The following is a 12,403-nucleotide window of genomic DNA, read 5'->3' on the forward strand; positions in this document are numbered from 1 at the left end:
GCGGAATAATGCGGGCATGCGCATCTCAGCCAGGGCCGACTACGCGGTGCGAGCCGCGCTTCAGCTGGCCGCCGACCAGGACACGGGGCCGGTCAAGGCCGAGACGATCGCCGCATGCCAGGACATCTCGCACAAGTTCCTGGAGGGCATCCTCGGCGACATGCGCCGGGGCGGTCTGGTGCAGAGCCAGCGGGGCGGGAACGGCGGGTACTGGCTGGCCAGGCCCGCGGACTCGATCTCGATCGCGGACGTGATCCGCTGCGTGGACGGTCCCCTCGTGTCCGTGCGCGGGGTGCGCCCGCCCGAGCTCTCGTACACGGGTCCTGCCGAGTCGCTGCTGCCCCTCTGGATCGCCCTGCGGGCGAACGTGCGCCAGGTCCTCGACGGGGTCTCCCTCGCGGACGTGGCGGCGGCGAAGCTGCCGCTCGAGATCGCCGAACTCGCGGAGTCCCCGGACGCCTGGACCAATCCCTGATCAGCCTCTCCGTCTCGGGGTGTGGGATTCAACTGTTCATGATGTGAACGCCTCTTGGGGCCTCGTCATCCCTCTGGCAATATTCCTACTATTCCACTGGGGAAACTCGGGATCCTGTGAGGTGACGTGAGAACGTCGAAGAAGTCAGCGCCACGCCCTGTCTCCCCGCCCGCCGAACGCCGGGGCGATGACGAGATCTGGCCCCGTGTCACCCGCGAGCTCGCCGACGACCTCGCCTCCGACGCGCCGACCAGGGACCGGGCCGGAAAGCCGCCCTTCGACGAGGCGGCCCGGTTGCGGGAGGCCGGGCTCTTGGCGCTGCTCACCCCGCCGGGCGCCGAAGGGCGGGGCACCGACTGGCGAGCGGCCTGCGCGGTCGTCCGGGAGATCTCCGCGGCCGACAGCTCGATCGGCGAACTCCTCGCCCACCACCACGCCCTCGCCTGGAGCGCCCGTTTCCTCGGGGCCTCGGCGCCGGTGCCGTACACCTCCTTCGAGGACGACACGGCACGGGAGGGCCGGTTGCTCGCCGGCGGCATCGAACCGTCCCGTACGAGGAGCGGCGGGAGCGAACCCACCCTCACCCGGGCACGCGGCGGCCGCCTCCTCGACGGGCGCCGGTCCTTCGACTCCGGGGTGGCCGTCGCCGACCGGCTGGTCGTCGGGGCGCGTTGTCCGGAGACCGGGGATCTCCTGGTCGTCCTCGTGGATCCGGCGGATCCGGCGGTGTTCGTCGAGGCCGGGACCGAACGGATCGGACAGCGCCTGGCGGGAGCCGGGACCGTGACGTTCGATCAGCTCCAGGTGGGCGCGGGGGACATCCTCGGCTCGCTCCCCCGCGACGAGCACGCCGTCGCGCCGTTCACCACGCTCGCCCCGCTCGCGCTCCGGCTCCTTCTCGTCCACGTCGGGCTCGGCACCGCCGAGGGCGCCCTGGCCGAGGCCCGCGACGTCAGCCGCGCGACCCGGGCCGCCCCGCTCGCGAACGAGCCGACGGGCCAGGAGGATCCCTACCTTCTGCTCTCCTACGGCGAGTTGGTCACCGCCGCCCACGCGGCCGCTGCGGTCGTCGAGCGCGCCACGGACGCCCTCGCGCGCGGCCTGTCCGCCGGACCGGGGCTCGGGGTCGAGGAGCGCGCCGACATCGCCGTCCTCGTCTCCGCGACCGAGGCCGTGACGAGCCGGGCCGCGGTACGGATCACCACCCGGATCCTCGAACTCGTCGACGGCGCGGGCACCGCCGACGCCCCGGGCGGCGGGCCTGGCTTCGACCGCTTCTGGCGCAACGCCCGTGCTCTGACCGCCCACTCCTCCTCGCCGCACCGCTTGCGCGACATCGGCGACCACTACCTCCACGGGACCAGACCGGGGCTCCGGTTGCTCGCCTGAGGTGGCCGATCGGCATGTCGGGACCTCCGGCCCTCTCGTTCGACGGCCGATGGGCACAAGCTGGAGAGGAGAAGAGGACGGCCGGGCGAGACGCCCGGCCGCCATGGACCGAGGGAGGCAACCTGATGAGTCGTGAGATCGTCGCCGGAGTCGACGGTTCGCCCGAGAGCCTCGCCGCGGCCGACTGGGCCGCCCGCGAGGCGTCGCGCCGCGGGCTGCCCCTGCGGCTGGTGCACGCCTGGCGCTGGGAACCGCTCGACATTCCGCTGAAGCAGGACCGTACGCACCAGGAACGGATGGCGACCGAGGTGCTGACGGCGGCCGAGTCGGCGATCACCGGGCGGCATCCCGGCCTCGACCTCACCACGGACATCGTGCCCGACACCCCGGTCGCCGCGCTGCTGGGCACCGAGGAGCGGGCGGAGATGCTCGTCATCGGCTCACGCGGGTACGGCGTGGTGGCGGGCTTCCTGCTCGGTTCCTACGGACAGCAGATCATCGCGGCCGCCACCCGGCCTGTCGTGGCGGTCCGGGCGCGGGACGACGCGGCAGCGGCGGGCGAGGGCGGCGAGGTCGTCGTCGGGCAGCTGGGCGAGCCGGAGGACAGCGCCCCCGCGCTCGGCTTCGCGTTCGCCGCGGCGGCGGCGCGCGGCGCGTCGCTCCGGGCCGTACGGGCATGGAACCTGCCGGCCCTGTACGCCTACAGCCCCGGATCGATGGCGCTGGCGGACGAGGCCGGCGGCCTTGTCCCGTACGAGGAGAAGGCGCTGCGCGAGGCCCTGGCGCCGTGGCGGGAGCGGTTCCCGGATGTCCCGGTGACCGAGCACGTGGAGATCGGGAGCGCGGGACAGGTGCTGCTGTCCTCCTCGGGCGCCGCCCAGCTCCTGGTGGTGGGCCGCCGCGCCCGGCGCGGGGCGATCGGGCCGCGGATCGGTTCGGTGGCGCACGCCGCGCTCCATCTGGCCCCGTGCCCGGTGGCGGTCGTGCCGCACGAGTGATGCGCTGGCTCCACGGGGCGGCGCGTTGACGGACCACGTTGACGAGGTGTGTCGGCGAGTTCCGCGCCGGACAGTGTTATGACCGCCGCCCCGGCGGCTCTCCCCCTGCGCCGGACGGTCCGGCGGCCCGGAGAAGAGAGAGCGGAGCCCATGCAGCACCACGACGAGCCCGGTCGCGACCAGCACCACGAGCCCGGTCGCGAGGAGCAGCGGACGAGCGGCGGAGGCCGCCATCGCAGAGGCGGCAGAACGGCACACCGTGCCCGCCGGGTGCCGTCCTTCCGTACGGCCGTGACGCTCGCGGGCACGGCGACGGTCGTCCTCACGGTGGCCACCGGGGTGTACGTGGCGTCGCTGGGGACTCCGTCCGGGAAGGGCACCCGTTCGGAGGACGTCACCCTCACGAATGTGGCGCCCCTCACCGAGAGGTCGGGGCCGCCGACCGCCCTGTCCCCGGCCGCGCCCGCCGGCGCCCTGCCGCAGGCCGAGGCCGCTCCCCCGCGGGCCACGCCCTCCGGCGCGCCGTCCGCCGTACCCTCCGCGTCCCGGTCCGGGGCCCCGGCCGCCCCGAAGCCGTCCGCGCCGGTCTCCGCCTCGGTCTCCGCGCCGCCCGCGCAGGCCCCGGCGCCGGAGAAGGCGCAGGCCCCGGCGGAGAAGGCCTCCGGCGGCGGGAAGGTCGCGCGGTACGTCGACCAGGTCGTCGCGCTCGCCAACGCCGAGCGGGACAAGGCAGGTTGCTCTCCGCTGCGCGTCGACGGCCGGCTGCGCGCGTCCGCGCAGGGGCACGCTGACGACATGGCGGACCGTGCCTACTACGACCACAGCTCACCCGAGGGCAGGGACGCGGGCGACCGGATCACGGCGGCCGGGTACGCGTGGGCGAGGTGGGCGGAGAACATCCACCGCGGCCCGAAGACCCCCACGGAGGCGATGGACGACTGGATGAGCAGCGACGGACACCGCCGCCACATCCTCAACTGCTCGTTCAAGGACATCGGTGTGGGGGTGACCTTGACGGCCAACGGGCCTTGGTGGGTACAGAACTTCGGTACCCGGCGCTGATCCGGCCGCCCGGTCCGCCAAGGCGGGTTCAGGGCGCGGGAGCGGCCAGCTTCTGCACCCATACCGTGCCGTCGGGCCCGGGCACGGCGGCGACGCCGGTGTCGCGGTAGTCGCAGTTCAGCATGTTGCGCTCGTGCATCGCGCCGTCCATCCAGTCGTCGAAGACGGCGGCCGGGTCGGAGTTGCCGCGTGCCAGGTTCTCGGCCCACGCGGACCACTCGTATCCGGCGGCCGACATCCGCGCGTCGGCGAACCGGCCCTCGGGGCTGCTGTGCGCGTAGTAGCCGCGCCGCACCATGTCCCGGGCGTAGGCGCGGGCCGCGCCGGTGAGCCGGGGGTCGGTCCGCAGGGGCGCGCAACCCTCCTCCGCGCGCCGCTGGTTGACCAGCCGGGTCAGCCGCTCCTCCGCTGTGGGCGTCCGGGTCGGCGTGGGCTTCGCCGTCGGGGACGGCGGCCGGGTGGGCGTGGGCGTCGGTGTGGAGGTGGTGGGGCTGGGCCGGGGCGCGGTCGTCGGCGCGGGGGGCGCCGCCGCGGGCGCGGCGGGTGCCGGCTCGCGCGCCTCGGGCTCGGACGGTACGAGCAGGATGAGCCCGCCGAGTACGCCGACGGCCACCGCCCCGGCGATCCAGGCACGCCCGAGCGATCCCCCGCCCGCGGTGCCTCCACCGGCCACGGACTCGACGGCCCCGGAACCGGCTCCCGGCTCGACCGGGGCCGGAGTCGGGTCCATCAAGGGCTCCGGTGCCGCTTGCCCGTACGGGCCGGCCTCCGCAGCCCAGGCTGCCGCCTGGGTCTCCGGGCGCGCGGCGGCCCCCAGCAGGAGCGGGGGGACCAGGCCGAGGCCCACCAGGAGCGCCTCGGCCGGGGCGAGGTCGCTGCGCGGCGGGAGGCAACGCGGGCAGGGGGCGACGTGGCGGGCGAGGCGCTTGCGCCAGAGCGGGGAGGGGTGGCCGTCCCAGTCGGCGGTCAGCCGGGCCAGGTCCTCGCAGCGCGGCCGGGCTGCCAGCGCGCGGACGACCGTCCGGCCTGTCTCCAGGCGCTCCTTCATCCGCTGGACGCGGACGGCCGCGTGCGCCGGGGTGATGGCGAGCGCCTCGGCGAGCTCGGAGCGGTCGAGTTCACCGCCGGTCTCCAGCCACCACAGGGCGAGCACCTCGCGGTCGCTCTCGTCCAGCCAGCGCGTGGCCTCCGCGACCTCGCGCCGCTGGCCGGAGAGGCCGAGCCGGAGGATGGCCAGGTCGACGAAGTCGCCGTCGGGGTCGGCCAGTTCGGCCGCGCGGTCGAGGCCGGGCACGGGTCCGTTCTGCCGGTCGCGCCAGCGTCGGCGGATCTGGTTCATGGCGATGGCGACGATCCAGGAGCGGAAGCGCGCGGGGTCGCGCAGGCCGGGCAGGCCGTCGAGGGCGCGGACCATCGTCTCCTGGACGACGTCGTCGACGTCCGCGTGCCCGTCGAGGGCGCGGCCGACGATGTTGTAGACCAGCGGAAGGTACGCGCGGACGAGCCGCTCACCGGCGTCCGGGTCCCCGGACGCGGCCGCGGCCACCAGTGCGGCGGTGCCGCGCTCGTCGCTCTGCATGTGCCCTGCTCCCTCGTCTGGGTCTGTCCGTCCCGTCGTGAGGAGACCCATGGGAGCGGGTGGGATAACACTTTCATGGGCGGGGTCGCCCTGTCTGCGGCAGGCGTCCGCCTTACGCGGGTGGGCTCGGCAGGCACGGCACGGTCGCCGCCTGCCCTACCCGTACCGCTTCGACGACGGCCTCGTGGAGGTCACGGCTCTCCGCCTCGGAGGAGCACGGCACCGGACTGCCCGCCATGGTGAACCAGTCGGAGGCGCCGGTGTACTGCACGGCTACGCGTGCTTCGCCATCTGCCCAGGTGGTGTGCACGGTCAGGTCTCCCGTGACCGCACCGACCTCGTCGGTGAGCACCCCACCGCGCCCGGTGTAGACGCCGGGGGTCGTCCATGATGCCCAGCTCATCCATCCAGGTTCACACCCGTTTGCCACATCCGCCACCGACGGGACCGCCCCGGCCGGAGGAATTCCGGCCGGGGCGGTACGAGCTGTCGCGCCGGGATCAGGCGAGGGACGCGATGGCCTCGTTGAAGGTGGCGGACGGACGCATCACGGCCGCGGCCTTGACCGGGTCGGGCTGGTAGTAGCCACCGATCTCGGCCGGGGAGCCCTGGACGGCGTTGAGCTCGGAGACGATGGTCTCCTCCTGCTCGCCCAGGGTCTTGGCCAGGCCGGCGAAGGCCTCCGCGAGCTGCGCGTCGTCGGTCTGCTTGGCCAGCTCCTGGGCCCAGTACAGGGCCAGGTAGAAGTGGCTGCCGCGGTTGTCGATACCACCGACGCGACGGGTCGGCGACTTGTCCTCGTTGAGGAAGGTGCCGGTGGCGCGGTCGAGGGTGTCGGCGAGGACCTGGGCGCGGGCGTTGCCCGTGGTGGTGGCCAGGTGCTCGAAGCTGGCGGCCAGGGCGAAGAACTCGCCGAGGGAGTCCCAGCGGAGGTAGTTCTCCTTGACGAGCTGCTGGACGTGCTTCGGGGCGGAGCCGCCGGCGCCCGTCTCGAAGAGGCCGCCGCCCGCCATCAGCGGGACGACCGACAGCATCTTGGCGCTGGTGCCCAGCTCCAGGATGGGGAAGAGGTCGGTCAGGTAGTCACGCAGGACGTTGCCGGTGACGGAGATGGTGTCCTCGCCGCGGCGGATGCGCTCCAGGGAGAACTTCGTGGCCTCGACCGGGGAGAGGATCTTGATCTCGAGGCCCTCGGTGTCGTGCTCCGGCAGGTACTGCTCGACCTTGGCGATGAGCTGCGCGTCGTGGGCGCGGGTCTCGTCCAGCCAGAAGACGGCCGGGGCGCCGGTGGCGCGGGCGCGGGTGACGGCGAGCTTGACCCAGTCCTGGATCGGCAGGTCCTTGGTCTGGCAGGCGCGGAAGATGTCGCCCTCGGCGACCTCCTGCTCCAGGACCACGTTGCCCGCGGCGTCGACGAGGCGGACGGTGCCGGCCGTGGCGATCTCGAAGGTCTTGTCGTGGGAGCCGTACTCCTCGGCCTTCTGCGCCATGAGGCCGACGTTCGGGACGGAGCCCATCGTCGACGGGTCGAAGGCGCCGTGGGCGCGGCAGTCCTCGATGACGGCCTGGTAGACGCCGGCGTAGCTGCTGTCCGGGAGGACGGCGAGGGTGTCGGCCTCCTGGCCGTCCGGGCCCCACATGTGGCCGGAGGTGCGGATCATGGCCGGCATCGAGGCGTCGACGATGACGTCGGACGGCACGTGCAGGTTGGTGATGCCCTTGTCGGAGTCGACCATCGCGAGGGCCGGGCCCTCGGCGATCTCGGCGTCGAAGGAGGCCTTGATCTCGGCGCCGTTCGGGAGGGCGGCCAGGCCGTTGAGGATCCCGCCGAGGCCGTCGTTCGGGGAGAGACCGGCGGCGGCGAGCGCCGCGCCGTGCGCGGCGAAGGTCTTCGGGAAGAAGGCGCGGACGACATGGCCGAAGACGATCGGGTCGGAGACCTTCATCATCGTGGCCTTGAGGTGCACGGAGAACAGGACGTCCTCGGCCTTGGCGCGGGCGATCTGCTCGCCGAGGAAGGTGCGCAGGGCGGCGACGTGCATGACGGAGGCGTCGACGACCTCACCGGCGAGGACGGGGACCGACTCGCGCAGCACGGTGGTGGCGCCGTCGGCGGCGACGTGCTCGATGCGCAGCGTGCCGGCCTCGGAGACGGTCGCGGACTTCTCGGTGGAGCGGAAGTCGTTCTGGCCCATGGTGGCGACGTTGGTCTTCGAGTCGGCCGACCAGGCGCCCATGCGGTGCGGGTGCGTCTTGGCGTAGTTCTTGACCGAGGCGGGGGCACGGCGGTCGGAGTTGCCCTCGCGCAGGACCGGGTTGACGGCGCTGCCCTTGACCTTGTCGTAGCGGGCGCGGACGTCCTTGTCCTCGTCGGTCTGCGGGTCGTCCGGGTAGTCCGGGAGGGCGTAGCCCTGCGCCTGGAGCTCGGCGATCGCGGCCTTCAGCTGCGGGATGGACGCCGAGATGTTCGGCAGCTTGATGATGTTGGCCTCGGGCGTCTTGGCGAGCGCGCCGAGCTCCGCGAGGGCGTCCTCGATGCGCTGGCCCTCTTCGAGACGCTCGGGGAAGCCGGCGATGATGCGCCCGGCCAGGGAGATGTCACGGGTCTCGACATTGACTCCGGCCGTCGAGGCGTAGGCCTGGATCACGGGCAGGAACGAGTACGTCGCCAGGGCGGGCGCCTCGTCAGTGTGGGTGTAGATGATGGTCGAGTCAGTCACCGGGTGTGCTCCGCTCCACGTCTGCGTCTGCGAGATTGCTCGACATCAAGATATCTCGTGATCGGCCTCGGTGGGAAAGGACCCTGCCTGCTCGTCGACGAGGGTGCCCGTGACCCGGAACGGCGTGGGGCCGGCGTCCAGGTCGACGCGGCGCAGCAGGGCCAGGAGCAGGAGCGCGACGGCCGCGCCCGCCCCGGCGGCGAGGGCGTGTCCGGCCTGGTAGGCGAGGCGGGGCACGGACGGGTCCGCCGGGTCGAGGACGAACAGGGAGTCGACGAGCAGGAGGGTCCCGAGGCCGAGTCCGCCGACGGCGATCAGGGTCAGGGGCACGAGGACGAAGAGGTGGCGGAGCGGGAAGGGGTGCCGGCGGGCGGGGGCGACCTTGCCCCGGCGCGCGAGGAGCGCGAGGAAGCCGCAGGCGACGGCGAGCACGAGCAGGTCGGCGGCGATCGCGTCGCTGGGCCGGTGCCAGCCGGCGGCCACGGTGTACGCGCCCACGGCGGTCGCCCACAGGGCGCACAGGCCCACGGCGAGGCCGCGCATCCGGTACGGGACGACGAGGACGAACCCGAACATGACGCTCATCGCGATCGTGGTGTGCCCGCTCGGGAAGCTGTTCTGGGCCAGGTGCGGGGGCGCCTCGACCAGGTCGGGTCTGACCAGGAGGTAGCGCTTGAGCGCCTCGGCCAGGGCCAGGGAGACGACGACGGTGCCGAGGGCGGCGGCCGTGAGCATGTACCGCCTGCGGAGCACGCCGATGACCGTCAGGACGAGCAGGGCGACGGCGAGGGAGGAGAGCGTGATGTGCTGGAGCGTGCGGTTCGCCTCGTGGGCGGCGGCCAGCGTCTCGTCGGTCAGCCGCCCGGTGAGGACGGCGTTCTCCCAGCGCTGTCCCGTCGCGGTCAGGACGAGCCCGGCGTAGACGACCGTCATGAGCAGGACCGCGCCGAGGCAGGCGCGCCGCATCCGCTTGCGGACGCGGGCGCAGAAGGAGTCGGCCGCTTCACCGGCGACGGCGGCGTACCACCAGGTGCCGGTCTCCAGGGGCTGCGCGCTGCCGTCGGTGCGGAGCCTGTCGTAGGAAGCCATGCTCCGATTCGAACCCGGCGCGGTGCGGCGCGCCCGCTGGGCGCACCCGAACGAATCAGAAGGCCGCCGTCACGCGGCGCGCCGGTCCCTTCCGGCGAGGCCGGCGTGGGGCCGGGGGCGCGGATGCCGTCGGGATCAGGCCACAGCGGCACGCCCGGCGAGTGAGCGGTTCTGTCGGCGGGTTCCGAAGAGGGTGAACGCCGTGTTCACCAGGGCGACATGGCTGAGCGCCTGGGGGGTGTTGCCCAACTGACGGCGGGTGCCGGGGTCCCATTCCTCGGAGAGCAGGCCGACGTCGTTACGGACGTCGAGGACCCGCTCGAAGACGGTGCGGGCCTCGACCGGGCGGCCGGTCATCGCCAGGGCGTCGGCGTACCAGAACGTGCAGGCCAGGAAGGCCCCTTCGGCGCCGTCGAGGCCGTCGACCTCGTGCACCGAGCCGTTGCTCACGTCCGCGTACCGCCGCAGGAAGCCGTGGTCGTCGAGCCGGCCCATCGCGTCGACCGTGCTGAGGACCCGCGGGTCGGTCGCGGGCAGGAAGCCGAGTCGGGGGATCAGCAGCGCCGTCGCGTCGATGCGGCGGGCGCCGTAGTACTGGACGAAGGTGCGCAGTTCGTCGTTCCAGCCGAGGGCGCACACCTCGTCGCGCAGTGCGCGGCGCAGGGACTGCCAGCGCTGGACGGAGGTGCGGTGACCCGCGACGCGAGCGAGGCGCAGGGCCCGGTCGGCGGCGACCCAGGCCATGATCTTGGAGTGGACGAAGTGACGGCGTGGCCCGCGTACTTCCCAGATGCCCTCGTCGGGGTCCATGCGGCGATTCTCCACGTACTCCAGGAGTGCGGCCATCAGGCTCCAGACGTGCGGGTCGATGGCGACGCCGACCCGGACGGCGGAGTAGATGGTGTTCAACACCTCGCCGTAGATGTCGAGTTGGAACTGGTCGACGGCCGCGTTGCCGAACCTGACCGGTCGGGAGTCCTCGTAACCGGGCAGCCAATCGGCACGCACCTCGGGGAGGTTGCGCTGGCCTGCCACCCCGTAGAGCGGCTGCAGGTCCGCGGGGTCCCCTGCGACGGTGCGGACGAGCCAGTCCTTCCAGGCGAGCGCCTCCCGGTGATATCCGCTGCGCAGCAGACAGGAGAGGGTGAAGGTGGAATCACGCAACCAGCAGAAGCGGTAGTCCCAATTGCGCCTGCCGCCAATGCATTCCGGGAGCGAGGTGGTGGCGGCGGCGATGATTCCGCCGGTCGGCTCGTAGGTGAGGGCTTTCAACGTGAGAAGCGAACGGATGACGGCTTCGCGATACGGGCCGTCATAACGCAGGTGACCGGTCCATTCTTCCCAGAAGGCGAGCGTGCGGTCCAATTCCGCAGCCACGTCGGGGACGCTGGGCGGCGCGGAATGGGAGGGCTGCCAGCCGAGGACGAAGGAGACACTCTGACCGGCCGTCACCGAGAGGTCGATGGACGTGCACGCGTCGGTGATGGCGACCTCGACGCCCGGCCCGCACAGGAGGTACGCGGCATCGGGCCCGGCGACGGTCGCGACGGTGCGCCGGTCCACCGCGTACGACCAGGGCACCACGCGCCCCTGGTTGAAGCGCATCCTCAACTCCCCGTGCAGATCGACCCGTCCGGCGATGCCCTCGACCAGTCGGACGATCCTGGGGGTCTGCTCGCGGGGCGGCATGAAGTCGGTGATGCGTACGGAGCCCGAGACGGATTCCCAGACGGATTCGAGGACGAGGGAATCACCCCGGTAACTCCGACGGCTGCACGGGCGGTTTCCGGCGGGCGCGAGGCTCCACCGCCCGTGGGACTCGTCGCCCAGAATCGCGGCGAAACAGGCAGGGGAATCGAATCGGGGGGCGCACCACCAGTCGACAGCACCGTCCATTCCGATGAGCGCGGCCGTCTCCAGATCACCGATGAGGGCGTAGTCCTCAATTCGCCCTGCCATGAGGGGATTGTATGCCTGCCTTGACGGGGCGGCATACAGCGCAGGATCCTGAGAAAAGTCGCTCTCGGATTCGCGAGAGCTTCCGGAGAAAGCCGTACCGATGGGTAACGGGCCACATCCGCTGCGCCGGTCGACCGACCGTTCCCCGCGCGCCGATTCCCGCGCGGTGAGCCTGGTCGTCCCGGTGCGTCCCGGGGATCGGGACACCGACTGGCTGCTGGGCGAGATTCCCGCCGACGTCCGGGAGGTCGTCCTGGTCGGCCGTACGGACCCCGGCGCCCACTCGGACGCCCTCCGCGACACGGTGACCGTGCGCAGGCTCGGCGCGTGGAACTGCGAGGCCGGCGACATCCCGCACGCGGGTCTCCTCGCCGCCACCGGCGACCTCATCGTGCTGATGGGCGCGGACGGCAGCATGTCTCCCCGGGAGATCCCGCACTACCTGCACTACCTGGACAGCGGGTACGACTTCGTCAAGGGTTCACGCTTCATCGCCGGGGGCGACTGCGCCGACTACCCACTGGTGCGCCGGGTGGGACACGGCGCGCTGCTGCGGATCGCCCGTCAGTTGTACGGTCAACGACTGACCGATCTCTGGTACGGCTTCTGCGCCTTCCGCCGCGGCTTCGTGGACCTCCTCGACCTGCGGCCGGACGGCGTCGAACTCGGCGCCGAACTGGTCACCCACGCTCTCCACTACGGCCTGCGCATCGCCGAGGTGCCCAGCCTCGAACTGCCCCGCCACCACGGCCCGTCGCACCTCCGCACCGTCCGTGACGGCGCGCGCATCCTGGACGTGCTGCTCGACGAGCGCCCGCACAACGCTCTGCACCGCTGGGCACCGTCACCGCGTCTCGCGGGCCGGCAGGATCGAGGCCGCCACGCTTGACGGATCAGAAATCCGATGCTAACGGTTGAAATTAGGCATTTTGGACGCATGCAGACCCTCGACAGGGTCGGTTGCCGGAAGAAGCTCCCCGTGAGGTCACATCTGATCGGCAGGACCCCGGCGGCACCCGCTCCGCATCCGCTGCGACGGGTGACCGACTGGCCCTCCGCCGCGTCCCGGCGCCGCGGCCCGCGCGTCCCGGCCCGCCGCCCCACGCCCCACCCCGGACGGCGAGCGACCGAC

General features: G+C 72.6%; 10 protein-coding genes. 5 read left to right on the plus strand and 5 right to left on the minus strand.

What is annotated here, in order from left to right; all coding sequences use genetic code 11:
* Positions 1-16: 16 nt before the first annotated feature.
* The 4 genes from ACWF79_RS15410 (at position 17) to ACWF79_RS15425 (ending at position 3,924) form a co-directional block, all read left to right on the plus strand.
* On the plus strand, positions 17-475 hold the full coding sequence (locus ACWF79_RS15410) for an RrF2 family transcriptional regulator (protein ID WP_453728604.1): 459 nt from the start codon (positions 17-19) through the stop codon (positions 473-475).
* A gap of 126 nt (positions 476-601) precedes the next feature.
* Positions 602-1,864 carry an acyl-CoA dehydrogenase family protein gene (locus ACWF79_RS15415; RefSeq protein ID WP_453728605.1) on the plus strand — a complete coding sequence of 421 codons (1,263 nt, stop codon included), beginning with the start codon at positions 602-604 and terminating at the stop codon, positions 1,862-1,864.
* A gap of 125 nt (positions 1,865-1,989) precedes the next feature.
* Positions 1,990-2,862, plus strand: coding sequence for a universal stress protein (locus tag ACWF79_RS15420; RefSeq protein WP_453728606.1), 873 nt, complete (start codon positions 1,990-1,992; stop codon positions 2,860-2,862).
* Between the two features lie 150 nt (positions 2,863-3,012).
* Positions 3,013-3,924 (plus strand): CAP domain-containing protein, encoded by a 912-nt coding sequence (locus tag ACWF79_RS15425; protein ID WP_453728607.1) that lies wholly within the window; start codon positions 3,013-3,015, stop codon positions 3,922-3,924.
* A 28-nt stretch (positions 3,925-3,952) separates the two neighbouring features.
* Here the strand turns inward: ACWF79_RS15425 and ACWF79_RS15430 are convergent, their stop codons facing one another.
* From ACWF79_RS15430 to ACWF79_RS15450, 5 genes are all read right to left on the minus strand, one after another.
* Entirely contained in the window at positions 3,953-5,503 is a 1,551-nt protein-coding gene (locus ACWF79_RS15430) for a sigma-70 family RNA polymerase sigma factor (RefSeq protein WP_453728608.1), read from the minus strand.
* 112 nt (positions 5,504-5,615) lie between these two features.
* Positions 5,616-5,906 (minus strand): hypothetical protein, encoded by a 291-nt coding sequence (locus ACWF79_RS15435; RefSeq protein WP_453728609.1) that lies wholly within the window; start codon positions 5,904-5,906, stop codon positions 5,616-5,618.
* A gap of 97 nt (positions 5,907-6,003) precedes the next feature.
* Entirely contained in the window at positions 6,004-8,223 is a 2,220-nt protein-coding gene (locus ACWF79_RS15440; protein ID WP_453728610.1) for an NADP-dependent isocitrate dehydrogenase, read from the minus strand.
* Positions 8,224-8,268: 45 nt separating this feature from the next.
* Positions 8,269-9,312, minus strand: coding sequence for a phosphatase PAP2 family protein (locus ACWF79_RS15445; RefSeq protein WP_453728611.1), 1,044 nt, complete (start codon positions 9,310-9,312; stop codon positions 8,269-8,271).
* A gap of 135 nt (positions 9,313-9,447) precedes the next feature.
* On the minus strand, positions 9,448-11,271 hold the full coding sequence (locus tag ACWF79_RS15450) for a glycoside hydrolase family 15 protein (protein ID WP_453728612.1): 1,824 nt from the start codon (positions 11,269-11,271) through the stop codon (positions 9,448-9,450).
* A 100-nt stretch (positions 11,272-11,371) separates the two neighbouring features.
* On the opposite strand from ACWF79_RS15450, the gene ACWF79_RS15455 reads away from it, so the two are divergent.
* A complete protein-coding gene (locus ACWF79_RS15455; protein WP_453728613.1) occupies positions 11,372-12,160 on the plus strand; it encodes a glycosyltransferase in 789 nt (262 codons plus the stop codon).
* The last annotated feature ends 243 nt before the right edge of the window (positions 12,161-12,403 follow it).

It is taken from the genome of Streptomyces sp. NPDC054975 (assembly GCF_053609105.1).